Source organism: Pantoea sp. S61 (assembly GCF_016625145.1).
Lineage (GTDB): Bacteria > Pseudomonadota > Gammaproteobacteria > Enterobacterales > Enterobacteriaceae > Pantoea > Pantoea rwandensis_B.
In genome coordinates, this window is sequence record NZ_JACVUO010000004.1 from 255,762 (window position 1) to 278,883 (window position 23,122).

Below are 23,122 nucleotides of genomic sequence, written 5' to 3' on the forward strand. Positions count from 1 at the left end.
CGAATAGAGCAACCGCCTGATGGGGAAACGGCTTACTCGCGCGTTTTTCCCTCTTCGATAAACTCTTCGTCGATCTCTTCGGCGTTTTCGCGGTTGTCACGACCCGAGAGCAGATTCCAGCAGGCGATAAACAGCGCTGCAATCAGCGGACCGATAACAAAACCGTTGATACCGTAAACTTCCATGCCGCCCAGTGTGGCGATCAGGATCAAGTAGTCAGGCATTTTCGTGTCTTTACCCACCAACAGTGGGCGCAGGATGTTGTCCACCAGGCCTACAATCACTACGAAGAAACCCACCAGGAACAACCCTTTCCATATGGCGCTGGTGGCGAAGAAGAAGATGGCAGCGGGCACCCAGACAATCGCTGAACCCACAGCAGGAATCAGCGACAGGAACGCCATTAATGCACCCCAGAGTAAGCTGCCGTCAATGCCCGTGAACCAGAAGGCAAGACCGCCCAACACGCCCTGAACCACCGCGACCACCACCGTGCCTTTGACGGTAGCGCGTGAGACGGCGGCAAATTTCACCATCAGGTGATGTTTAACATAGGTGGAGAGCGGCAGCGCTTCCAGTATTAAGTTGACCAACCACGCGCCATCCTTCAGCAGGAAGAACAGCAGGTAGAGCATCACGCCAAAGCCGACGGTAAAGGTGAAGGTGCCTTTGCCGATCAGGAAGACGCTGCCCGCCATATACTGGCCGCCTTTGAGCGCGAACTCAGACAGCTTCTGCTGCAATTTGCCAGCGTCATTCAGATTATGGTCGGAGAGATAACTTTGTGCCCAACCCGGTAAATGCTGGATCAGATCAGCAAACACCGCAGGGAATTGCGAGGAGTTGTTCTGCAGCTTGGTGTACACCGTGTTGACTTCCACCACCATTGACGAGGTGATGATTGCTAATGGCGTGAACACGATCAGGCAGATGATCGCCAGCGTGGCAAAGGCAGCGAGTCCGTTACGATCGCCCATTTTGCGGCGTAACAGCGACTTTAAAGGATGGAAGATCACCGCCAGAATGGCAGCCCAGAAAATGGCGGAGAAATAGGGTGTCAGCACATCGAAAAAGGCGACCGTGACGATCGCTAAAATCACAATAAAGAAACCGAAGTTAAGGCCTTTGATACGCATTCAATAGTCTCGTTAGTAAACGTGGCGATTGAACTATAGAACGTGAAACGCGGAATGTAATGCTTTTAGGCCACGCGTGCGGACATCGGATGTCCCGATCTGTCCTGCTGATGTCTGCCAGCGGGCTGGCGCAAAGGTTGTTTCACGGTGATGATGATGAAAAATCTGACGGGAGATGAGCGATGCTGGAATTACGCCCCAACTGTGAATGCTGTGATAAAGACTTACCGCCGGACTCACCGGATGCGCGTATCTGCTCGTTCGAATGCACCTTTTGTGTCGAGTGCGTGGAAACGACGCTGAACCACCGTTGTCCGAACTGTGAGGGTGAGCTGGTGCGCCGTCCGGTGCGTCCGGCGGCGGCGTTGGCGCGCCATCCGGCTTCGACCACGCGTCATTTATCGGCTTCCCCGACGCGCTGAATCCACTGGCACCGTTGCGCCTCGCTCAGGTGTTTAATGCCGTACTGGCGCAGCAACGTGCGGGAGATGGGGACTTAGCGTAGCCGTTTAACCAACCGTGATCCCCCTCAGGCTGGCACTGACTATTATTCTTTCCACGATTTCTTCCCGCGGAAATAAACAGTAGCGGTAACGTAATATTCTTACGCTGACAGCGAAGTTGAAATAAACATCCGATAATCGATATAGAACCTGAACTATATTTAGCGCGATATTAATCACGATTGTGAATTAATCGGGATGCGTCGCTATTTTCGCTAATTAATGCCTGGTGAATTGATGAATAACGCTGAAGTCTGGTGAGGGAAACGCTTTGCTGAAGCATTTTTAACGAAATAGCATTGATTTGGCAGTGTTTTATCGCCTGGTGGCTGTGGGGTTATCGCGGGTAGTCGGTTCATTTCATTCCACTGCGCGAGCACGAAATTTATCAAACCGCTATTCTGGTCAGAGCACAGACCTTATTTGTACTTCAGAACCGTCGCACAGCAGATTATTTTTCTGCACCGTTTTATTTTTACGGTTTTTTCCGAAAAGCAGGGGTTTTTAAAAGAATTTTGCATTTTAAAATGGTATTGTTTATCCGCAATGCTAGTGATGTGGCGTTGTGTGCTTCAGTTTTACCCTCAATTTTAGGGTTTACCCGCTTTATGCAATTTATGGAAATAGCATTCTCCACCCGATCCTCGCGATCGGGTTTCTTTCCTCTCCGCTGTAGGATGAATCCGCTGACTTTAAGACCAGATAATGTCAGAAAAGATACAACCGTTAAGAAATCGCTAATTTGTAGTAATTTAATGTAAGTCTGCGGTTTTTAAGAGTTTTGGAAATCCTTTTTTGTTTTTAATTGGTGAATAGTGTCTCTCGACGGTGCAGTAACTGCCGTTATCATTGGAGGCAACATCATGAAAAAAACAACATTAAGTCTTATTGCGTCACTTATTGCATGCAGCACACTGTTCTCTTCCGTTTCCTGGGCAGATGGCCCGGGCGACCAGCGCTGGCAGCAGCACGGCGGCGACCAGCATCAGGATCATGGCCGTGGCCCTGACCATGGCGGCGATCGCGGCCCGGATCATGGCTACAACCATGGCCCGGACCGTGGCCCGGATCATCATGACCGTTATGCCGACCATCGTGGCCCAGATGGACACCATGACGGCGATCACTTCGCCTGGAACGGCCACGATTTCCGTCGCGGACACCCAATGCCGCCAGAATTCCGCGGCCCGCACTATCGCGTAGATGACTGGCGTGAACGCCGTCTGCCAGAGCCGCCACGCGGTGAGTACTGGTCTTACGTTGACGGCAATTACGTCCTGATTGCTGCCGCCACTGGCGTGATCACCTCGCTGTTGCTCAACGGCGCGTTCAACTAGTCTCTCCCACGGATGGCTACGGCCATCCGTGTTTCTCTCTGCTTTCTGCCTTCACCAGGTTATTCTGTCTGCGACCCTTTTTTCCCTACAACGCGCTAAGGAGTCATGATGACCGTGGTAAAAATGGTGGCAGTAGACAAGGACGGCACCTTTCTCGACGATAAAAAGCAGTACAACCGGGCTCGTTTTCAGGCTTGTTATCAGGAAATGAAACGGCGCGGCATCAAATTTGTGGTCGCCAGTGGCAACCAGTATTACCAACTCAAATCCTTCTTCCCCGATATCTCCAGCGAAATTGCCTTCGTCGCCGAAAACGGTGCATGGATCATCGATCGCGATGAAGAGCTGTTCTGCGGCGCGTTCAGCCGTGACGATATCGATGCGGTACTCGATACCCTGCACAACGGGCACTACCCGGAACTGCGTTATATCCTCTGTGGACGTGAAAGTGCCTACTACTTCGAAGGTCTTGAGGAGAGCTGGCTGGTGAAGATGCGCCACTACTGCCACCGTCTGAAGCCGATTCGCAGCCTCGATGAGGTCGCGGATGACAAACTCTTCAAGTTCGCCCTCAATCTCTCCGATGATTATGTTGAACCGTTAATGGCCGATATCGAACGCCTGCATCAGGGTTCGGCCGCAGCGACCTCCAGCGGCCACGGCTCAGTGGATCTGATTGTGCCTGGCAATCACAAAGGGCATGGGCTCGATCTGCTCGGTAAACGCTGGGGCATCGATCGCAGTGAGATTTTGGTGTTTGGCGATGGCGGCAACGATCTGGAAATGTTGCAGCAATCGGGCTTCAGCTTCGCTATGGCGAATGCCCCGCAAAAAGTGAAAGACGCCGCACGCTATGAAGCGCCCAGCAATAATGAAGAGGGTGTGCTGCAGGTGATCGAACAGATGCTGGCAGGCAAACCGCCGTTTACCCTCTGAGTGTCATCTGACACGTTATTCATTATTTGCTTTGTCGATGCGCTAAGCATATGCAGTCGCGGTGAGATGAAGCGGCGCACATGGCGCGGTAATGTGGCGGAAGAGTGATGGTGTGCGGGCGTGCTCTGGCGCGCCCGCACCGTTTAAATCAACCGATGTTAAGCAACGTGCCAGGCCGCAGTAATCATCTCGGTGAGGGTGGGGGCATCGTAACTGACCCAGCCGTTTTTACTGTTGGCGCGCGCGACAATCCAGTCAACGTCGGTGGCGCTCAAGGTCGGCCCATCCTGCCAGAACGGCACAATCGCATGCTGCTGCAACCAGGCTTTGAGCGCCAGCGCGGTCGGCGCCGGATCGTCCGGTAACAATGCTTGTCCCAACTGTGTCATCAAACGCTGCTGTTCAGCGTGTTCGGTTTCCGCCAGCACATCGAGGAATGGGAACAGCAAACGCCCACACACTTCTCCGTGATGGAAAGGTTTGATAGCGCCCAGTTCACCGGCAATCCCATGAATCACGCCCAATCCCGCACTGCTCAGGCATACGCCGCCCAGCCAGGAAGCCATCATCATCGCTTCTCGCGCTTCATCACCTTGCGCATCGTCACGATTCAGGTTTGGCCACGCCTGAAAGAACAGCCGCAGCCCATTCAGCGCCGTTTGTTGGGTAAACAGATTGCCTTTGCGCGACAGATACGCTTCAAACAGATGGGTAAATGCATCAATGGCGCAGGTTGCCAGTACGCTATCTGGCGTGCCCTTGAGCAAATCGGCATCCAGAATGGCCACCTGTGGCACAAACACCGGATGGCGCAGCGAGGCTTTCACCTGAATATGCTGCTGATCGGTCACCACGGCGTTTTGCGTCGCCTCACTGCCCGTTCCCGCGGTGGTGGGAATGGCGATCAGCGGCAGAGTGATCGCCTGAACCGGCGTATCGCCCACTTTCTCCAGGTAGCGTGCGGTGTTCAACGGATGCTGCATCATGGCGCTGAAGGCTTTGGCGGCATCCAGCACGCTGCCGCCGCCGATCGCCACTACGCGATCTACATGACCGCGCCAGCGATTGACCCAGGCATCGATTTCATCAGGCGAGGCTTCATGGCTGACAATCTCATAGCCCAGAATCTGGTCATTGAGTGCCGCACCGAGTCTCTGCCAGGCGGGACCGTTAAGGAAAGATCGACCACAAAACAGCAATGTCGGTTGGGGATGGGCAGCCAGCAGCGGCAATAATCGGTCAATGCTGCCACGTCCAAACAGGGTTTGTTGATTACTGTACAACTCGATCAGATTCTCACTCACCTGCAGATCCTTTTTTGAAGGGCATAAAGACCTTAGTGTAACCAAAAGCGGTGACGCCCCCGCTGCAAACATTCTGATAACTGCCTGGCAAAAAGTTGATCACCTTCGCAAAACAGAAATTCCCCCCGCGCGGCTGATGCTTTGTGCGCAATGTTACCCTTAACATGATACCCGTAACATTGTGCGACAAACCGCGTGCCTCTCAGCGATGTCACCGAATCGACTGTCCTTTGGGATAAACAAAACAAACCGCTGCCGACATGCTGTCGTGCGCAAAAGTGGAGAAAAATTATGCCATTACTCTATGTGGCGATTGGCGTAGCCTTACTGCTGCTGTTAATGATTCGCTTCAAGCTGAACGGATTTATTGCGCTGATCCTGGTCGCGCTGGCGGTGGGCATGATGCAGGGGATGCCCGTCAACAAAGTGATTGGATCGATCAAAACCGGCGTGGGCGGCACGCTGGGTAGTCTGGCGCTGATCATGGGTTTCGGCGCGATGCTGGGGAAACTGCTGGCCGACTGCGGCGGTGCCCAGCGTATTGCCACCACGCTGATTGCTAAATTTGGTCAAAAACACATTCAGTGGGCGCTGGTCTTAACCGGCTTCACGGTGGGCTTCGCCCTGTTCTATGAGGTGGGCTTTGTGTTGATGCTGCCGCTGGTGTTCAGCATCGCGGCGTCGGCGCGTGTGCCGCTGTTGTACGTCGGCGTGCCGATGGCTGCGGCATTGTCGGTGACGCACGGTTTCCTGCCTCCGCATCCAGGCCCAACAGCGATTGCAACGCTGTTCAACGCCGATATGGGTAAAACGCTGCTGTATGGCACACTGCTGGGTATTCCGACCGTGATTCTGGCGGGTCCGGTGTATGCGCGCTTCCTGAAAGGCATCGACAAACCGATCCCGGAAGGTTTGTGGAACCCAAAAACCTTTACCGAAGCAGAAATGCCGGGCTTTGGCGTCAGCGTCTGGACGGCGTTAGTGCCGGTAGTGCTGATGGCCTTGCGCGCCGTCGCGGAAATGGTGTTGCCGAAAGGGCATCTGTTGTTGCCGTATGCGGAGTTCTTTGGTGACCCGATTATGGCAACGCTGATTGCGGTACTGATCGCCATCTTCACCTTTGGTCTGAACCGTGGACGGAGTATGGATGAAGTGATGGGCACCATCACCGACTCGATCAAAATCATCGCCATGATGCTGTTGATCATTGGCGGCGGCGGGGCGTTCAAGCAGGTGCTAGTGGACAGCGGCGTTGATAAATACATCGCGAATATGATGCATGCCACTAATTTGTCGCCGATCTTTATGGCGTGGTCTATCGCCGCAGTGCTGCGTATCGCATTGGGTTCAGCCACCGTGGCGGCGATTACCGCCGGCGGGATCGTTGCGCCACTGATTGCTACCAGCGGTGCCAGCCCGGAACTGATGGTGATTGCCGTGGGTTCCGGCAGCGTGATCTTCTCTCACGTCAACGATCCGGGCTTCTGGCTGTTCAAGGAGTACTTCAACCTGACCATTGGCGAAACTATTCGCTCCTGGTCCGCGCTGGAAACCATTATTTCGGTGTGTGGTTTGGTCGGCTGTTTGCTGCTGGCTAACGTTATCTGACGGAATTCAGCTGAGGCGATGTGCCTCAGCTTCTTCACTGCTGCGGTCTACTGCGCCAGTGCGCGGAAGGCCGACAGCTCTTCATCGGGCATGCCCGCTTGTAATGCCGCTGCACAAATTTGTTCCCAGCTGTTGCTGTCGAGCGGAATACCCTCACGATCGCGTTCGGTACGATTCTGTTCTTCCCATTCACCCGGCACCTGAATCGGTGCATCGCCGCTTTGTGGCGAGCGTTTTACCCATTCGAGGAACGATTCTGCTTCTTCCTGCATGGCAGGGGCATCAAACGCTTCGGGATTGACGATGATAGTGGTCATGCAGTTGAAAATGGCGTCATGGCTGCTGACCAGCGTGGCATCGTGCGTGGTTCGTCCGCCGGAGAGCGCACCGCCAAGAATTTCGCACATCGTGGCCAGCGCGTAACCTTTGTGCAGGCCAAACGGCATCAGCGAGCCATAAGGTGCCTGATGCATCACGCCGGGCTCGGTGGTGGGCTGCCCCTGGTGATCGATCAGATAACCGGGCGCGACCTGTTGCCCTTTGTTCCATGCCACGCGCGTTTTACCGTAGGCAATTCCGCTGGTGGCGAAATCGAGCAGCAGCGGTTTGGCATTTTGGCGCGGGAAGATGGCACAGAACGGGTTAGTACCAAAACGGCGATCGCTGCCGTTAAAGGGCGCAACCATCGGATCGCCCATCACGTTGACGAAATGGAAAGAGACGAATCCCGCCGCTGCGCACTGTTCCGCCCAATGACCGATACGACCAATATGGTGGGAATGGTGTAAGCCGACCGCAGCGACGCCCAGCTTCGCTGCCCGCTCAATACCCAACTGCATCGCCTGATGCGCAGCCACCTGACCAAAGCCGTTATGACCGTGCAGGGTGAGCACCGCACCAGCATCCTTTTCAATGGTGGTGTGCTGGTTCAGTTGCAGGAAGCCCTGCTTCAGTGAACTCATATAGCTCGGGATCATTCCCACGCCGTGGGAATCGTGACCGGCCAGATTGGCGGCCACCAGATGGTCAGCCACTAAACGTGACTCTTCGGCGCTGCTGCCGGCATGTAACCAAATGGCCTGAACAAATTGATGGAGCTGGGAAGGGGGAAGTCGGTAAAGGGTACTCACGCGGTCAATCTCCTTGTCATGTTCGATATTGCATCCTGCGCTTAAAACTATCATCACCGCAAGTGAGGGTTATCAAAAGCAAAGGGCCACAATCTGTGGCCCAAAAACTCAATGCGGCTGTTCAAAGCCCGCTTTTACCATCTGATCGCGCAACGCGCGGGTAATTTCACGGTTCCCACCCGTGACCGGATAAATGACATTGTTGACGACATCGTCAAGGTAATGCTCTTCAAACTCTTGCATGGTGAGTTGGGTGCCACCTTCATCATTAATGGCAATACTGCCACTGATGTGGTTGCCGTAATCCTTTGCCTTCAGGCTGTAACGCCCCATGCTGGTATTAATCGTGCTCATATGATCTCCTTGTTACGTAGGCAGTGATAACAATTGAGGCCTGCTAGAGGCGCTGTAAGTTTAGACAGCACAGGCTGGCGGTGCGCAGCGGGAGAGGGGGATAAAATTGCGACATGCGACCCGTCTCGCAGAAATAAAACTGAAGGCAAGGCAACGCTCATCACGATGCGTGACAGTGCTCGCACTGCACAGCGAACACAGAATGATCATCTATACTGGTTTACAGGCGCGTTATTTTTCATCACTGAAGGAGCGAACAATGAAAATAATTCTGTGGATTATTGCCATCATTTTTATCGTGGGATTACTGACGATTACGGGTGTATTTAAACTGATTTTCTGACACGAACAGGCACCCGAGGTGCCTGAATTCGTTATTCTGCCCGGGACGCGGCAAATTCGCGATAAGTTTGCATTGCCGGAATAAGGTCACGCCAGTCAATGGGTTTGTCACAACCCGCGCAACACGCACCGTGGTGAGAGTTATTTCTCTCCTCTTCCACTTTTGGCAATGTGAAATAAAATTTAGCGCAGCCGCAGCGTCGACAACGAATCGTCATTTCAATCTTCCTCCCTCTCCGTCCTGGAAAGATGAGATTTATCTTATTCGCCTGCAGAGTTCAATTCATAAATTTAATTAATTTATTTCCCATGTAAATGATCGACGTTAAGTTGCTGAAAATTAAGTTATATAGCGGAGTGACTATCACGCATCAAGTGCACTTAATGTGCATTTTTCCTGACGACCGAGATATTTCTTTCCATAGATAAACCACAACCTAATCTAAATCATCGGAAAATAATGTTGTAACACAGACAATACCTGGAGTTTTTAGCCGCTTTTTTAAATATCCTTTTAACTCGTTGCGCTAATAATCGCCCACTCAACGAATGCTTTTTTTAACAGGGTGGGGCGAGTTTAAGAGATGACTTAATAGGATTTTTTTGTGAATCGGCACATTTTCTCCGCACTTTTAGGCGGAATTTTGACGTTACCCATGACGTTTTCGGCATCAGCAGCCACGACATCGCAAGCCATTGAAGCGGGATGGAATACATTTAGTACTAATGTTGAGCAAACCTGGTCGCAGCCACAGCATCATGATTTTTACCTGCCCGCGATCACCTGGCATAACCGCTGGACCTATGATGACCAGCATATCGAAAAGTACAACGAGCGACCGTGGGGCGCAGGTGGCGGTGTATCTCGTTGGGATGAGAAAGGTAACTGGCATGGGCTGTATGCCATGGTGTTCAAAGACTCGTTCAACAAATGGGAGCCTATCGCCGGCTATGGCTGGGAAGCGACCTGGCGGCCATTGAACGATCAGAATTTCCACATCGGTGCAGGCTACACCGCGGGCGTAACGGCGAGAGATAACTGGCGTTATATCCCGGTTCCACTGGTTTTGCCATTAGCATCAATAGGATATGGTCCAGCTACATTCCAAATGACTTATATTCCAGGGACTTATAATAACGGTAACGTCTATTTTGCCTGGCTGAGATTCCAGTTTTAGCGGGTGAAATGCGTCAAAAAGTGTGAAGGGGATGCAAAAAATCAATATTTATCACTTTTTCATCAATTCTCACTGGACAAATGTCACCGCAATTGCTGTACTAGATGCCGACACAGTTTAGTGTCCATTTTTCATGTAAAGGTAATATAGATGTCCAAGATCAAAGGTAACGTTAAGTGGTTTAATGAGTCGAAAGGCTTCGGTTTCATTACTCCAGAAGATGGCAGCAAAGATGTATTCGTACACTTCTCTGCAATCATGAGCAATGGTTTCAAAACTCTGGCTGAAGGTCAGCGTGTAGAGTTCGAAATCACTGACGGCGCTAAAGGCCCATCTGCTGCTAACGTTATCGCTCTGTAAGTTAACAGTTAGAATTTTGAAAACCCGCCTAATGGCGGGTTTTTTTTGTCCTTTTTACATGTGCCACCAGGTCAGGGAATAGCCCAACACGGCCGCCATGGCGACGAAAAGCGCCATCACTTCATTGTAGCTACGTGGAATCAGATTTTTCATGTGCGCGCCCCAGAGATGTATTTCATTCAGCATCGCAAAGCCAGGTTAAGCCAACCTTAAGCCGTGATGACAGTCTGATGACAGGGCACATTCTGCGGCGTATTTCACAAAACCTGGCAGTAACATTCTCATAACAATCCTTACTTGCAGCTTTTTACGCAACAACGCTATATAACTGCATGCAAGGACTCATGAGGAGGCAGGATGAATATACGTCAGGCACTGGCAAAAGACAGTTTTGCCCTGAGTGCGCTGTTAACCGAACTGGGTTACAGCGGCACAGAAAAGTTTATTGATACGCGTCTGGCGCAGTTATGCAGCCATCCCGACGAAATTTTATTGGTGGCAGAACACGGTAATCAGGTTCTGGGGTTTCTCTCTTTGCACTTTATCCCCCAACTGGCGCTGCCCGGTGATTTCGCCCGCATCAGCTATTTTTGCATTGCGGAAGGCGAGCGCAGTAAAGGCAGTGGCCAGCAGCTGCTCAGCCATGCCGAGCAGTTAGCGCGGGAGCGGGGTTGCGATCGCATGGAAGTGCATTGTCACGCTTCCCGCCTTAAAGCCAACCAGTTCTACTCGCGTGAAGGCTATGTGGAATCTCCACGTTATCACATCAAAGATCTGGGCTCGCTTTAAGTTCACGCCCGGTGGCGATGACCAGCGCGTCAGCAATGCTTTCAAGCTGATCGAACGGGAGCAGCGAAGCACTGACGCGAATAAACGGCTCGCCGTTGAGGCAGCAGCGTTCTCCCGGCAGTACGGCGATGCCGCGGGCTGCCAGGGTGATCATGGCGTACTGCTCTGATTCCACCGGGATCTGCACACTCAACCCATCTCGTTCTTCCAGCACCACTCCGCGTTTTGCCAGTGCCGCCAGTAACTGCTGGCGACGCTGCGCGTAAACGGTCTTCGCCTGTTCAATGCTCTGCTGTGTGGCCTCATCGGTGAGCATCCACGCCACCGCATCCTGCAAGATACGGCTGGTCCAGCTGACGCCGAAATTACGCCATGACTGCAGTCGTTTCACCATGTCTGCCGTCGCGGATAACGCCGCCAGGCGCAGATCGGGACCATAGGCTTTGGAAAAAGAGTGAACGTGAATGACCCGCTCCGGGAAGTGGAAACCCAGGCTCCAGGCCGGCCAGCGCGACAGATCGCCAATGCCATCATCCTCGACAATCATCGTGGTACTGTTCGCCAGCACCCGTGCCAACTCGGCACTGCGACGCTGTGTCACGCTGTAGCCGGTGGCCGAATGCGTGCGCGGCTGATAGATAAACATCGCCGGTGATTTCTGCAGATGTGTGGCCAGCGCCGTGGCTATCGGCCCCTGATCATCACAGGGTAGCGGCAAAATTTCTGCGCCGATATTCTCCAGCATATCCAGCAAACGCGTAGCGGTGGGATTTTCAATCACCACCCGATCGCCCGGCGACAGTAACGTTTGCACAATCAAATTCATGGCATCAAAGCCGCCATCAGTGGCCAACCAGGCTTCCGCCGGATAGGGCCAGCGTGGACTGATGGCCGCTTGCAATTGCGGGGAGATCGCCTCGCGTTGATAGCTGTTTAGCTCAGGCGAAGCAATGCCGGCGAGGATCGCCCGCTGGAGATCGGGGAGCAGCGCCGGATCGGGTGATGCCATGGCCAGTGCAGCACGGATGTTCTCGCCATAGTTGCCAATCTTCTCAAAGCGTATAGGGCGGGGCAGCACGCTGTTGCCACACACCCAAACGCCACTGCGTCCTTTACCCGCCAGTACTTTCTGCTTCTTCAGCTGCGCCCACGCAGCAGAAACGGTTGCCGGACTGACGCCCAGCCGCTCCGCCAGTTCGCGCACCGCAGGCATTTGCATACCGACAGCAATTTGGCCGTCCCGAATTAACGTTGAGGCGGTAAGCGTTATTCCCTTTACCGAAGCATCATCTATTTGTTGGCTAAGCCACTCGACATCTACCGTTTGCGTCATAAGAAAATCATTTGTTCAGTAACAAAGAATTGATTGTTCAGATTAGTATTCGCGTTTTAGACTCAAATTCAAGCACTATTTGCTGAATAAATAAACAGCGCCAGGTCTCTGGCCGAAAACGGGGAAAGTACAATTATGGTAACCATCAGACTGGCGGTGCGTGACTGGGATTATTTCACCCCGCTGGCACTCGGCGACATCAAACCAGAAGGCTTCACGCTGGAGATTGACCGCGTGGGCACGCTGGTTGATAACCTCGCGACCAGTGACAAATACGATGCGGGTGAAGTGTCATTCAGCCGCTATGCTCAGGCATGCGCCAGAGGTGATAACGCACTGCTCGGCCTGCCGCACTTCCTGATGCGCGGCTTTCGCCAGCGCTGCATCATCACTACCGCTGACAGCCCAATTACCACGCCCGCACAGCTGAAAGGCAAGAAAATCGGGGTGACAGGCTGGCAGGATTCTGGCAACACCTGGACGCGCACCGTGCTGCGTGAGGCTGGCGTGGAGATCGATGATGCGCACTGGTTTGCCGGACGTTTGACTGAAGAACATCCGATTGTTGATCGCCTCGCGGGCTTTGGTCGTCCGGGTCGCATTGAGCCGGCACCGGGTGAGCGCCCGCTGATCGATCTGCTCAAGGCCGGTGAACTGGATGCGGTGTTCACGCCCTTTATGCCGGAAGGTTTCTTCCTGAAGAATTCTGGCCTGCGCCAATTGCAAAACGACTTTGTGACCGCCGAGCGCGACTACTTTAACCGCGTCGGCTACGTACCGGGCATCCATCTGCTGGCGATGAAACCGGCACTGGCGGAAATGCACCCCTGGCTGCCGCAGGCGTTGAGCGAAATCATCGATCGTTCGTACCAGATGTGGATGCAGAAACGTGAGAAATACGCCGACACCACACCGTGGCTGCTGGATGATTTGCGACGTACCGCGCAGGAATTACCGGCGGACTGGAATCAAAACGGATTCTCCGCTAACAAAAAGATGATCGCCGATTTTGCTAACGAGCTGTTCCAGCAAGGCTTAACCAAAACATTATTGACGCCGGAAGCGATTTTCCCGGCAGCAGTGCAAGGGGAGTGAAGATGAAAGTTGCAATGGGGCAGTTTGCTGTCAGCCGCGAATGGCAGGAAAACACCGATATCTGCATCGGTTTAATGAACAATGCACTGGCTGGAGGCGCGGATTTACTGGTCCTGCCAGAAGGCGTGCTGGCGCGTGATATTGCCGACCCTGATTTGGTACTGAAAGCCGCACAGCCGTTGGATGGCCCTTTCATCACACAGTTGCTGGCGGTCAGTAAGGGCAACGACTTAACCACCATGATGAGCGTGCACGTGCCGACAGAGGGCAACAAAGCGCTCAACGTGCTGATTGCCATTCGCAACGGTGAACTCATCGCCGCCTACGAAAAGCTGCATCTTTATGATGCGTTTGCGATGCAGGAGTCGCAGCGCGTAAATCCAGGCAACGAAATCCCACCGCTGGTGGAAGTGGCGGGGATGAAAGTGGGCCTGATGACCTGCTACGACGTGCGCTTCCCGGAGCTGGCGCGCCGTTTGGTACTGGACGGCGCGGATGTGCTGGTGCTGCCTGCCGCCTGGGTGAAAGGCCCGCTGAAAGAGATGCATTGGGAATTACTGTGTACAGCACGCGCACTGGAAAACACCTGTTACATGGTGGCGGTGGGCGAATGTGGCCCGCGCAATATCGGCAACAGTCTGGTCATCGATCCCCTCGGCGTCGCGATTGCCAAAGCGCCAGAGTCGGCGGCACTGGTCTTCGCCGACCTCGACCCACAACGTATTGCCTACGCACGTAGCGTACTGCCGGTGCTGGAAAACCGCCGTTTTGCTCTTCCTGAACTGAAACCACTTTGATAGATTTTGGGGAACTGGCTCATGAATAAACTAACAACAGTAATAGCGTTGGCGCTGGGGCTGACGGTCAGCGCGGTGCAGGCAGCGGAAACTATCCCAACGCAGAAAGTTGATCAGGCACTGCATGACCGCCTGCCGGCAGAGATTAAAAGCGCTGGCAAAATGATTTCCGTTAACAACGGCTCGTTTCCTCCTTACGAGATCGTTAACGGTCCACATTCGATGGACGGCGCCTCTGCTGACCTGACGAATGCTTTGGCTCAATTGCTGGGCGTAAAAATTGAACACGCCACGGTGAGCGGTTTGTCGGGGGTTTTAGCTGGCATTAACTCGGGCCGTTACCAGATGGCGATTGGGCCGATTGGTGACTATCCCGATCGTCAGCAGAAAGTCGACTTCATCGATTTTGTGCAGGAGTTCGTGGTGTTCGGCGTGCAGAAAGGCAATCCAGCGAAAATTAACGGTCTGGAAGACACCTGCGGCAAGCGTATTGCCGTGATGGCAGCCGGTTCAGCTGAGCAGGTGATTCGTAAGCAGTCGGATGCCTGCGTTGCAGCGGGCAAGCCTGCGGTGGTGGTGCAATCCTTTACCGATCAGCCTTCATCGATTCTGGCGGTGCGCTCTAAGCGTTCTGATGCATTCTTCTCTTCTCAGGCGCCGCTGACCTACTTTATCGAGCAGGCCAATGGCCAGCTGGAGCTTTCCGGTAAAGGGCAGAAAAACGGCTTTGGCGACATTTTCCAGGGCACGGTCGTACCAAAAGGTTCTGATCTGGGCAACGTGGTACTGGATGCTTACAAAGAGCTGTTCGCGAACGGCACCTACGCGGCGATCATGAAAAAGTGGAAACTCGACGGCAATATCTTGCAGCAGCCGGGTCGTAATCTGGCGCAGGGGACAGCAAAATGAATCCGGTCACCCACAATACGCGAGCCAGGGATAAGGCCAACGTGCAACAGCGCGATGTCGCTTTCGCCCGCAGTGCGCCCACTTATGGACGCTGGATCTCATGGATTGTGGTACTGGTGATCGCAGCCAACTTTCTCTGGCTGGTGGCGACCAATCCCAATTTTGAATGGAAAGTGGTGTTGCAGTGGTTTACTGAAGGCTCAGTGATGAAAGGGCTGCAGGTGACGCTCGGGCTGACGGTGGTCTCTATGATCCTCGGTACGCTGCTGGGCCTGTTGCTGGCGGTATGGCGTCTTTCGGAAAACAAACTGCTGAGCGGCATCTCGTCGCTCTACATCTGGTTTTTCCGGGGTACGCCACTGCTGGTGCAGCTGATCTTTTGGTACAACCTGTCGACGCTGTTTCCAACCCTTTCGATTACCGTACCCTGGACGGACATCACCTTCGCCAGCTGGAATACCAACGATCTGATTACACCCCTGACCGCTGCGTTTGCTGGTCTGGCGTTGAATGAAGCGGCGTACATGGCCGAGATTATCCGCGCCGGACTGTTGTCGGTGGATCAGGGGCAGGTGGAAACCACTCAGGCGTTTGGCATGAGCCGCAGCCGTGCGCTGCGCCGCATTATCATTCCGCAGGCGATGCGATCCATCATTCCGCCAACCGGTAATCAGCTGATCAGTATGATTAAAGCGACCTCGCTGGTGAGCGTGATAGCCATGGGCGATCTGCTTTACTCGGTGCAGGCCGTCTATAACCGCACCTTTGAAATTATTCCGATGCTGATGGTCGCCGTGATTTGGTATCTGCTCATCACTTCGATCCTGAATATTGGGCAGTCCGCTATCGAACGCTACTACGCACGCGGCACCAAACGTACCGTGGTGAACAAGCGCCGGGCAGACACGGCTGTAGCAGCCACACATCAGCTGAAGGAGGATGTATGAGTGAGATTCAGCCGCTGGTATCTGCGCGCAATGTCCAGAAGAGTTATGGCGATAACGAAGTATTGAAAGGGATCGATCTGGATGTGTTTCCAGGCGAGGTAGTGGTAATTCTCGGGCCATCGGGCTCGGGCAAATCGACCTTCCTGCGCTGTATTAACCATCTGGAAGATATGAACGCCGGCTCCATCATGGTGGGTGAAGAGCAGATTGGCTACGAATTGAAGCGTGGGATTCTGCATCGCCTGTCGGCACGGCGGATTGCTCACCAGCGTCAGAAGATCGGCATGGTGTTTCAGCAATTCAACCTCTATCCACACATGACCGTGCTGCAAAACATCATTGAAGCGCCCATTGGTGTGCATAAGTTTCCTCGCCAGGAAGCGTTGCAGCATGCGCGCGAACTGCTGACGACGGTGGGATTGAGTGACAAAGCCGATGCGTGGCCACGTCACCTTTCCGGCGGCCAGCAGCAGCGCGTGGCGATTGCTCGCGCTTTAGCCATCAAACCGGCGTTGATGCTGTTTGATGAGCCGACTTCCGCGCTGGACCCTGAACTCGTGGGGGAGGTGTTGGCGACGATGCGCACGCTGGCCGATCGTGGTCTGACCATGATCGTGGTGACACATGAGATTGGCTTTGCACGTGAGGCGGCGGACCGGGTGGTGTTTATGGATGGCGGCGTAGTGGTAGAGCAGGGGACACCGGAGCAGGTGATCGGTAATCCACAGCACCCGCGAACGCAGGCATTTTTGAGCCGCTTTATTTAATGTTGCGCGGATGTTGATCGTAATCTGTTACAGATTCCAGTTGTGACAGCTGATAAACTGCGCGTTAATAGTCATGTCTGTTTTTCGCTAAGGTTGAAAGGTAAAGTATGGAAGGTTTCAGCATTGCCAAACTGCTGATCATCGGTGCACTTATTGTACTGCTGTTTGGTACCAACAAGTTACGTTCACTGGGTGGTGATCTGGGTTCCGCCATTAAAGGCTTCAAGAAAGCCATGAAAGACGATGAATCCACCGCAACCAAGAGCACCGCTGAAGAAGCGCCGGCTGAACGCGTGAGCCACAAAGAGTAATCCGACTCCAAACGTCAATAAGTGTAAATATTTATGACGTTGATAAAAAAACCAGACTGCTTCCAGTCTGGTTTTTGTTTTTGGGCGCAGGTTAAAACAGCCTGAGTGCGGGCATCACACCCGCAGCACCGATTATTTCACTTCCAGCCCTTTAGCCTGCATATCCGCATGATAAGAAGAGCGGACGAACGGGCCACAGGCCGCGTGGGTAAAGCCCATTGCCATGGCTTCTTCTTTCATCTCATCAAACTCTGCCGGGCTAACATAGCGCTGTACCGGCAGGTGATGGCGGCTTGGCTGCAAATACTGGCCGAGTGTAAGCATGGTGACGCCATGACGACGCAGATCACGCATGACTTCAACGATTTCCGCATTGGTTTCGCCCAATCCGACCATCAGGCCAGATTTGGTCGGCACATCCGGATGCGCTTCTTTAAAACGCTCCAGCAGCTTCAGTGACCAGTCGTAGTTGGCACCAGGACGCACCTGGCGATAAACGCGCGGCACGTTTTCCAGATTGTGGTTGAACACATCTGGCGGCGTGGCGGTAAGGATTTCCAGCGCACGATCCATACGACCACGGAAGTCAGGCACCAGAGTTTCAATTTTGATGGTAGGGCTTTTTTCGCGAATCGCAGTGATGCAATCTGCAAAGTGCTGAGCCCCGCCGTCGCGCAGATCGTCGCGGTCAACCGAGGTGATCACCACATAACGCAGCGCCATATCGGCAATGGTTTGTGCCAGTTTCAGCGGTTCGTTGGCGTCAGGCATATTTGGACGGCCGTGGGCGACGTCGCAGAACGGGCAACGACGTGTACAAATCGCGCCGAGGATCATAAAGGTGGCGGTGCCGTGGTTAAAACATTCAGCGAGGTTAGGGCAGGAGGCCTCTTCACACACCGAGTGCAGACCATTTTTGCGCATGGCGGCTTTGATACCCTGAATGCGGCTGGAATCCGCAGGCAGTTTGATCTTCATCCACTCCGGCTTACGCAAAATCTCTTCACGCTCGACCATCACGGTTTTCACCGGAATCAGCGCCATTTTGTCGGCATCGCGATACTTGACGCCACGTTCCATCTGAATTGGTTTACTCATAAATCTGCAGGTTCCGGTCGGGATTGCGATTTGAAAGCTTCCTCACTCAAACTGAGAACCAGGCTTTCAACTTTATTTGAAAATATGGCAAAAATTATATCATTTCGTCTGCGCATAAGCAGCCGATATGCGAGCGCTAAAGTTACAATTTTGTAAATGAGCACAGACAGTCAAGGTCAGACCGCTGCATCATTTTGCCATTTCAGTTGGGTGAAACCAGTCAAACGGGCGAAATGTTGTACCAAACGGGGTTGTACGTCGGCGGTTGTGACGCCCGGCTGTTTTTCACTTAACTGCGTCATACGCATACCGGCATAACCGCAGGGATTGATGCGCAGGAAAGGCGCCAGGTCCATCGCCACATTCAACGCCAGACCATGGAAAGAGCACCCTTTACGAATACGAAGGCCTAACGAGCACACTTTGTCATCGCCGATATAGACGCCGGGTGCGTCGGCACGCGCACGCGCAGCGATACCATAATCCGCCAGGGTGGCGATCACGGTTTCCTCCAGCGCAGTGACCAGATCCCGGACACCGATTTTGTGACGTTTAATATCAATCAGCACGTACATCACCTGTTGCCCAGGCCCGTGATACGTCACCTGACCGCCACGATCGCTCTGCACTACCGCAATATCTCCCGGCATCAGCAGATGTTCGGCTTTGCCTGCCTGGCCCTGGGTAAACACCGGATGGTGTTCCACCAGCCAGATTTCATCGGCGGTGCTGCTGTCACGTTGATCGGTAAACTGATGCATCGCATCGGAGACAGGTTGCCAGTCGCGCTGGCCCAGTTGACGAACAAGAAGCGTGTTAGCTGACAAAGCGGAGATCCGGTAAAGAGTGGAGGGCTGAGTATAACGCTGGCAAAGCCGCCTTTGCCAGCGCGGGTATTACAGAACCATGCGCACGATATCGATGTTACCCAGTTCTTCATACAGGGTTTCTACCTGTTCGATATGCGTTGCGGTGATGGTGATAGAAACCGAATGGTAGTTACCTTTGCTGCTGGGTTTCACCGCCGGGGTATAGTCGCCGGGGGCGTGGCGCTGTACCACTTCAACCACTTGATCAACCAGCTCCGGTTGCGCCAGACCCATTACTTTATAGGTGAAGGGGGTAGGGAATTCGAGCAGTTCATTCAGTTTGGTTTTCATGTTGGCTCCGGTGCTTAAAATTGAGAAGAGAAGCCCGCAGGCCGCCCCTACAACAGGTGATGCATAAAAATCGATAAGGGAGGCTTTCCAGCCTCCCCTATACGTTTGAAACGGGGGTTTCTAATTATATGGTATCAGACAGACGATTTTTCAAGCGTCTTAGCCAAACCAGTGATGGAACATCAGTTTGATGTAATCAATGATACGGCTGAAGAAGCCGCCTTCCTGCACTTCGTTCAGGACCACCAGTGGACGCTGTTCAATGGTTTTGCCATCCAGCTGGAAGTTGATGCTGCCCACAACCTGATTTTTCTGCAACGGCGCATGCAGTTCGGTATTGGTCAGCACATAGCTGGCTTTCAGGTCTTTCATACGGCCGCGTGGAATGGTCAGGTAGGCATCTTTTTCAACGCCCAACTGGACACGATCGCTGTTACCAAACCAGACCGGCTCAGAAGCGAACTCTTTGCCTGCTTTCAGTGGTGCCACGGTCTCGAAGAAACGGAAGCCCCAGGTCAGCAGCTTTTTGCTTTCGGTTTCGCGACCTTTATAGGTGTGACCGCCCATAACCGCAGAGATCAGACGCATCTGGCCTTCAGTGGCAGAAGCCACCAGGTTGTAACCTGCTGCATCAGTGTGACCGGTTTTAATGCCGTCCACGTTCAGGCTGGTATCCCACAGCAGACCATTACGGTTCATCTGTTTGATATTGTTGAAGGTGAACTCTTTTTCACGGTAGACCGAGTATTCGTCCGGCACATCACGAATCAATGCCTGGCCGATCAGCGCCATATCACGCGCTGAGCTGTACTGGCCTTCTGCATCCAGGCCGTGCACGGTCTGGAAGTGGGTGTTTTTCAGACCCAACGCGCCAACGTAGTTATTCATCAGGCTAACAAACGCATCCTGGCTGCCGGCAACGTAATCAGCCATCGCCACACAGGCATCATTCCCTGACTGCAACACGATGCCGCGCGTCAGTTGAGAAACCGGTACGCGATCGCCTGGCTTCAGGAACATCAGTGACGAGCCTTTGAACACCGGATTACCGGTGGCCCATGCGTCTTTACCGACGGTGACGATATCATCGTTATGGATTTTGCCTGCTTTGACCGCCTGACCAATCACATAGCTGGTCATCATTTTGGTCAGACTGGCGGGATCGCGGCGCGCATCGGCGTTCTTTTCTGCCAGGACTTTGCCGGAGTTGGCATCGATCAGCACATAAGCTTCAGCATCGATTTCCGGGACGCCCGGGATCATCGTCTTAAGGTTAACATCGTCCGCAAAGACGGCATGGCTGAGAGAAAGGGCGACCAGTGATCCCACTGTCAGGCGTTTCAGAAAACGAGAGGGTTTCAGCGTATTCATGTTAAGGACTACAACATCCGTGGGCTAAGAGTGAAAAAAGTGCCTTACTATAGCAAACGCCCGATCGAGCGACATCTTGCTTTGCAAATCAGTTTCAGCAGTAAAGGTAACTGCCCGTAACATTACGGGCGGGCAGTGGTAATAAATGAGCTCATCTGTGCTTCAGTGGTCAATCGCTGTTGTAACGCAGCGGCTTCCGCCCGGCTGCTGTAGCCGCCGAGTTGAATACGATAAACGTTGCCATTGGCTTCCACATTGCCGGGGACGCCAAAACGTTTACCCAGGCTGGTCGCCAACTGACGGGCGCGCGCTGCATCATTGACTGCCCCGACCTGTACCACATATCCACCGGCGGTACGCGCACTCTGGTTAACGGGTGCAGTGCTGGCTGGAGCAGAAACCGATGCCGCAGCCGGTGCAGCGGACGTTGATTGCGCAGGCGTGGCGGCCGGTTCACTGCCTTCCAGTACGCCGTTGGCTAAAGGCTGAGGTGCGCCGAGGAAGCCGCTGGTCTGTACCGGGGCACCCAGGCCACCGTTGCTCTGCAGGGTACTGTTATCGACTGCGCGAACATCCTGCGGCGCAGGCGCTGGCGTCGTATTGGTGCTGCCACCCATCATCACCATGCCGCCGTTAAGATCCGGGCGGGCGGGCAGGGCGTAGCTCTGCTTCGCCACGGTGGTGCCAATAGTACCCGGGCCAGAAACGGAACCATCCGGCGCGACTTTGATGTAATCCACACGCACACGCGAATTATTGGAGATATTCAAACGGTCGCCTGCCGCACGAGACAGGTCAATGATGCGGCCGGGCGTATACGGGCCACGGTCATTCACACGCACCACAATCTGGCGGCCATTAGCGAGGTTAGTGACGCGCACATAACTTGGCAATGGCAGCGTTGGGTGTGCTGCAGTTAAGGCATCCGGGTCGTAAGCTTCGCCGATCGCTGTGCGATTACCTTGCGCTTCTGCACCGTACCAGGTGGCCAGTCCGACTTCACTGTAGTTCGAAGGATCTTTGATCACGCGATAATTTTTGCCATTAACGCTGTAATCCTGGCTGGTAGAAGGATTGATGGGTTCATAGCGCGGTTCAACGCCTGGGATTTCCACCACCGGGCCATTATAGGCCGGCTGCGGTGGCGCAGTATTACTCTGCTGTTCCGGTGCGGAACAGGCAGCCAGTACCAATGATGCCAGTGCAACCCCAAGCCAATCCTTACGCATGTGCAGCCTCTTAAACGCTTTTAGATAACATTTTTCGATGAGTATGGATCGACATCACGATGCCAAATCCGGCCATTAACACGATCAACGCTGACCCGCCGTAGCTCACCAGCGGCAGCGGAACACCGACCACCGGTAAGATACCACTTACCATACCAATGTTAACGAAAACATAGACGAATAAAATCAACATCAAACCGCCGGCCATCACGCGACCGAACGTGGTTTGCGCGCGCGCCGCAACAATCAGGCCGCGCAAAATCAGCAGCAGATACAGTACCAGTAACACTAATACGCCGACCAGGCCGAGTTCCTCTGCCAGTACCGCAAAGATAAAGTCGGTGTGGCGCTCGGGCAAAAACTCCAGTTGTGACTGGGTGCCATGTAGCCAGCCTTTGCCACGTAAACCTCCGGATCCAATCGCAATCTTGGACTGAATAATGTGATAACCGGCACCAAGCGGATCACTCTCAGGATCGAGCAGCATCATCACGCGGTCGCGCTGATAATCATGCATCAGGAAGAACCACAGCACCGGAATAAAGGCCGCCACCAGTAGCACCGCCACGGCGATCAGCTTCCAGCTCATGCCCGACAGGAACAACACAAACAGGCCGGATGCGGCGATCAGAATCGAGGTGCCGAGGTCAGGCTGTGCCGCTACCAGCAGCGTCGGCATGAAGATCAGCACCAGCGCGATACCGGTGTTTTTCAGCGTGGGTGGACAGACATCGCGGTTAATAAATCGCGCCACCATCAGCGGAACCGCAATCTTGGCTATCTCGGAGGGCTGGAAACGCACAAAGCCGAGATCGAGCCAGCGTTGAGCCCCTTTACTGATATGGCCAAAGGCATCCACCGCCACCAGTAATATCACGCAGACAATGTAGAGATAGGGCGCCCAACTTTCATATACGCGCGGCGGCACCTGCGCCATGACCAGCATGATGATCACGCCCATGGCAATCTGACCGAGTTTACGCTCCATCATGCCGGGATCCTGACCGCTGGCGCTCCAGATGACGATGGCGCTGTAAGCCAGTAGCGCAAGGATGATCAGCATAAACAGGGGATCGATATGGATACGCGTCCAGATCGATCTTTTCTGCGGACTATCGTTCATGGACA

The 23,122-nt window shown here is 53.7% G+C and carries 23 protein-coding genes and 1 pseudogene; 13 read left to right on the forward strand and 11 right to left on the reverse strand.

Going from position 1 to position 23,122, the window contains the following annotated elements; genetic code table 11:
• Positions 1-32 precede the first annotated feature (32 nt).
• Entirely contained in the window at positions 33-1,136 is a 1,104-nt protein-coding gene (locus IAE30_RS11425) for an AI-2E family transporter (protein WP_038648379.1), read from the reverse strand.
• Between the two features lie 182 nt (positions 1,137-1,318).
• On the opposite strand from IAE30_RS11425, the gene IAE30_RS11430 reads away from it, so the two are divergent.
• The 3 genes from IAE30_RS11430 (at position 1,319) to IAE30_RS11440 (ending at position 3,912) form a co-directional block, all read left to right on the forward strand.
• Complete coding sequence (locus IAE30_RS11430; RefSeq protein ID WP_038648376.1) at positions 1,319-1,558, forward strand: DUF1272 domain-containing protein; 240 nt, start codon at positions 1,319-1,321, stop codon at positions 1,556-1,558.
• Between the two features lie 944 nt (positions 1,559-2,502).
• Entirely contained in the window at positions 2,503-2,976 is a 474-nt protein-coding gene (locus tag IAE30_RS11435) for an RcnB family protein (RefSeq protein ID WP_038648374.1), read from the forward strand.
• A gap of 108 nt (positions 2,977-3,084) precedes the next feature.
• Positions 3,085-3,912, forward strand: a complete 828-nt coding sequence (locus IAE30_RS11440; RefSeq protein ID WP_038648371.1) for a Cof-type HAD-IIB family hydrolase — start codon at positions 3,085-3,087, stop codon at positions 3,910-3,912.
• A gap of 158 nt (positions 3,913-4,070) precedes the next feature.
• Here the strand turns inward: IAE30_RS11440 and IAE30_RS11445 are convergent.
• A pseudogene (locus tag IAE30_RS11445) lies at positions 4,071-5,382 on the reverse strand (iron-containing alcohol dehydrogenase).
• A 125-nt stretch (positions 5,383-5,507) separates the two neighbouring features.
• Here IAE30_RS11445 and gntT point away from each other — a divergent pair.
• Positions 5,508-6,824 carry a gluconate transporter gene (gene gntT / locus IAE30_RS11450; RefSeq protein WP_058960812.1) on the forward strand — a complete coding sequence of 439 codons (1,317 nt, stop codon included), beginning with the start codon at positions 5,508-5,510 and terminating at the stop codon, positions 6,822-6,824.
• Positions 6,825-6,871: 47 nt separating this feature from the next.
• Here gntT and IAE30_RS11455 read toward each other — a convergent pair whose 3' ends face one another.
• Both IAE30_RS11455 and IAE30_RS11460 read right to left on the reverse strand, forming a co-directional pair.
• Entirely contained in the window at positions 6,872-7,954 is a 1,083-nt protein-coding gene (locus IAE30_RS11455) for a malate/lactate/ureidoglycolate dehydrogenase (RefSeq protein WP_200679715.1), read from the reverse strand.
• A 108-nt stretch (positions 7,955-8,062) separates the two neighbouring features.
• Positions 8,063-8,308, reverse strand: a complete 246-nt coding sequence (locus tag IAE30_RS11460) for a hypothetical protein (protein ID WP_008103719.1) — start codon at positions 8,306-8,308, stop codon at positions 8,063-8,065.
• A gap of 998 nt (positions 8,309-9,306) precedes the next feature.
• Here IAE30_RS11460 and pagP point away from each other — a divergent pair.
• From pagP to IAE30_RS11475, 3 genes are all read left to right on the forward strand, one after another.
• Entirely contained in the window at positions 9,307-9,828 is a 522-nt protein-coding gene (pagP, locus tag IAE30_RS11465) for a lipid IV(A) palmitoyltransferase PagP (RefSeq protein WP_081946744.1), read from the forward strand.
• 150 nt (positions 9,829-9,978) lie between these two features.
• Complete coding sequence (gene cspE, locus IAE30_RS11470) at positions 9,979-10,188, forward strand: transcription antiterminator/RNA stability regulator CspE (protein WP_034829024.1); 210 nt, start codon at positions 9,979-9,981, stop codon at positions 10,186-10,188.
• 357 nt (positions 10,189-10,545) lie between these two features.
• The gene (locus tag IAE30_RS11475) at positions 10,546-10,977 is read left to right on the forward strand and encodes a GNAT family N-acetyltransferase (RefSeq protein WP_034829026.1); all 432 of its coding nucleotides are present in this window, start codon (positions 10,546-10,548) and stop codon (positions 10,975-10,977) included.
• Here IAE30_RS11475 and IAE30_RS11480 read toward each other — a convergent pair.
• Complete coding sequence (locus tag IAE30_RS11480) at positions 10,955-12,310, reverse strand: PLP-dependent aminotransferase family protein (protein WP_200679725.1); 1,356 nt, start codon at positions 12,308-12,310, stop codon at positions 10,955-10,957. The genes IAE30_RS11475 and IAE30_RS11480 overlap by 23 nt on opposite strands.
• A gap of 135 nt (positions 12,311-12,445) precedes the next feature.
• On the opposite strand from IAE30_RS11480, the gene IAE30_RS11485 reads away from it, so the two are divergent.
• From IAE30_RS11485 to tatE, 6 genes are all read left to right on the forward strand, one after another.
• Complete coding sequence (locus IAE30_RS11485) at positions 12,446-13,405, forward strand: ABC transporter substrate-binding protein (RefSeq protein WP_200679736.1); 960 nt, start codon at positions 12,446-12,448, stop codon at positions 13,403-13,405.
• 2 nt (positions 13,406-13,407) lie between these two features.
• Positions 13,408-14,202 carry a deaminated glutathione amidase gene (locus IAE30_RS11490; protein ID WP_038648348.1) on the forward strand — a complete coding sequence of 265 codons (795 nt, stop codon included), beginning with the start codon at positions 13,408-13,410 and terminating at the stop codon, positions 14,200-14,202.
• A 21-nt stretch (positions 14,203-14,223) separates the two neighbouring features.
• Positions 14,224-15,111, forward strand: coding sequence for an ABC transporter substrate-binding protein (locus IAE30_RS11495; protein ID WP_038648345.1), 888 nt, complete (start codon positions 14,224-14,226; stop codon positions 15,109-15,111).
• The gene (locus IAE30_RS11500) at positions 15,108-16,058 is read left to right on the forward strand and encodes an amino acid ABC transporter permease (RefSeq protein ID WP_038648342.1); all 951 of its coding nucleotides are present in this window, start codon (positions 15,108-15,110) and stop codon (positions 16,056-16,058) included. Before IAE30_RS11495 ends, IAE30_RS11500 begins: the two co-directional genes overlap by 4 nt.
• Complete coding sequence (locus IAE30_RS11505; protein WP_038648340.1) at positions 16,055-16,825, forward strand: amino acid ABC transporter ATP-binding protein; 771 nt, start codon at positions 16,055-16,057, stop codon at positions 16,823-16,825. The genes IAE30_RS11500 and IAE30_RS11505 overlap by 4 nt, the downstream gene beginning before the upstream one ends.
• A gap of 107 nt (positions 16,826-16,932) precedes the next feature.
• Positions 16,933-17,136 (forward strand): twin-arginine translocase subunit TatE, encoded by a 204-nt coding sequence (gene tatE / locus IAE30_RS11510; protein ID WP_034829040.1) that lies wholly within the window; start codon positions 16,933-16,935, stop codon positions 17,134-17,136.
• 132 nt (positions 17,137-17,268) lie between these two features.
• On the opposite strand, the gene lipA is transcribed toward tatE, so the two are convergent.
• From lipA to mrdB, 6 genes are all read right to left on the reverse strand, one after another.
• Entirely contained in the window at positions 17,269-18,234 is a 966-nt protein-coding gene (gene lipA / locus IAE30_RS11515; protein ID WP_200538784.1) for a lipoyl synthase, read from the reverse strand.
• 176 nt (positions 18,235-18,410) lie between these two features.
• Positions 18,411-19,061, reverse strand: coding sequence for a lipoyl(octanoyl) transferase LipB (gene lipB, locus IAE30_RS11520; RefSeq protein WP_200538785.1), 651 nt, complete (start codon positions 19,059-19,061; stop codon positions 18,411-18,413).
• Between the two features lie 69 nt (positions 19,062-19,130).
• Positions 19,131-19,394 carry a DUF493 family protein YbeD gene (ybeD, locus tag IAE30_RS11525; RefSeq protein ID WP_034829045.1) on the reverse strand — a complete coding sequence of 88 codons (264 nt, stop codon included), beginning with the start codon at positions 19,392-19,394 and terminating at the stop codon, positions 19,131-19,133.
• A gap of 159 nt (positions 19,395-19,553) precedes the next feature.
• A complete protein-coding gene (gene dacA, locus IAE30_RS11530; RefSeq protein WP_200538786.1) occupies positions 19,554-20,765 on the reverse strand; it encodes a D-alanyl-D-alanine carboxypeptidase DacA in 1,212 nt (403 codons plus the stop codon).
• Between the two features lie 122 nt (positions 20,766-20,887).
• Positions 20,888-21,994, reverse strand: coding sequence for an endolytic peptidoglycan transglycosylase RlpA (rlpA, locus tag IAE30_RS11535; RefSeq protein WP_200679738.1), 1,107 nt, complete (start codon positions 21,992-21,994; stop codon positions 20,888-20,890).
• Between the two features lie 10 nt (positions 21,995-22,004).
• A complete protein-coding gene (gene mrdB / locus IAE30_RS11540; protein ID WP_038650220.1) occupies positions 22,005-23,117 on the reverse strand; it encodes a peptidoglycan glycosyltransferase MrdB in 1,113 nt (370 codons plus the stop codon).
• Positions 23,118-23,122: the final 5 nt, after the last annotated feature.

Excerpts from the sequence above, each read along its gene's own strand:
- IAE30_RS11425 (WP_038648379.1), bottom strand. The coding sequence starts at position 1,136 with ATGCGTATCAAAGGCCTTAACTTCGGTTTCTTTATTGTGATTTTAGCG.
- IAE30_RS11430 (WP_038648376.1), top strand. The coding sequence starts at position 1,319 with ATGCTGGAATTACGCCCCAACTGTGAATGCTGTGATAAAGACTTACCG.
- IAE30_RS11435 (WP_038648374.1), top strand. The coding sequence starts at position 2,503 with ATGAAAAAAACAACATTAAGTCTTATTGCGTCACTTATTGCATGCAGC.
- IAE30_RS11440 (WP_038648371.1), top strand. The coding sequence starts at position 3,085 with ATGACCGTGGTAAAAATGGTGGCAGTAGACAAGGACGGCACCTTTCTC.
- gntT (WP_058960812.1), top strand. The coding sequence starts at position 5,508 with ATGCCATTACTCTATGTGGCGATTGGCGTAGCCTTACTGCTGCTGTTA.
- IAE30_RS11460 (WP_008103719.1), bottom strand. The coding sequence starts at position 8,308 with ATGAGCACGATTAATACCAGCATGGGGCGTTACAGCCTGAAGGCAAAG.
- pagP (WP_081946744.1), top strand. The coding sequence starts at position 9,307 with ATGACGTTTTCGGCATCAGCAGCCACGACATCGCAAGCCATTGAAGCG.
- cspE (WP_034829024.1), top strand. The coding sequence starts at position 9,979 with ATGTCCAAGATCAAAGGTAACGTTAAGTGGTTTAATGAGTCGAAAGGC.
- IAE30_RS11475 (WP_034829026.1), top strand. The coding sequence starts at position 10,546 with ATGAATATACGTCAGGCACTGGCAAAAGACAGTTTTGCCCTGAGTGCG.
- IAE30_RS11480 (WP_200679725.1), bottom strand. The coding sequence starts at position 12,310 with ATGACGCAAACGGTAGATGTCGAGTGGCTTAGCCAACAAATAGATGAT.
- IAE30_RS11485 (WP_200679736.1), top strand. The coding sequence starts at position 12,446 with ATGGTAACCATCAGACTGGCGGTGCGTGACTGGGATTATTTCACCCCG.
- IAE30_RS11490 (WP_038648348.1), top strand. The coding sequence starts at position 13,408 with ATGAAAGTTGCAATGGGGCAGTTTGCTGTCAGCCGCGAATGGCAGGAA.
- IAE30_RS11495 (WP_038648345.1), top strand. The coding sequence starts at position 14,224 with ATGAATAAACTAACAACAGTAATAGCGTTGGCGCTGGGGCTGACGGTC.
- IAE30_RS11500 (WP_038648342.1), top strand. The coding sequence starts at position 15,108 with ATGAATCCGGTCACCCACAATACGCGAGCCAGGGATAAGGCCAACGTG.
- IAE30_RS11505 (WP_038648340.1), top strand. The coding sequence starts at position 16,055 with ATGAGTGAGATTCAGCCGCTGGTATCTGCGCGCAATGTCCAGAAGAGT.
- tatE (WP_034829040.1), top strand. The coding sequence starts at position 16,933 with ATGGAAGGTTTCAGCATTGCCAAACTGCTGATCATCGGTGCACTTATT.
- lipA (WP_200538784.1), bottom strand. The coding sequence starts at position 18,234 with ATGAGTAAACCAATTCAGATGGAACGTGGCGTCAAGTATCGCGATGCC.
- ybeD (WP_034829045.1), bottom strand. The coding sequence starts at position 19,394 with ATGAAAACCAAACTGAATGAACTGCTCGAATTCCCTACCCCCTTCACC.
- dacA (WP_200538786.1), bottom strand. The coding sequence starts at position 20,765 with ATGAATACGCTGAAACCCTCTCGTTTTCTGAAACGCCTGACAGTGGGA.
- rlpA (WP_200679738.1), bottom strand. The coding sequence starts at position 21,994 with ATGCGTAAGGATTGGCTTGGGGTTGCACTGGCATCATTGGTACTGGCT.
- mrdB (WP_038650220.1), bottom strand. The coding sequence starts at position 23,117 with ATGAACGATAGTCCGCAGAAAAGATCGATCTGGACGCGTATCCATATC.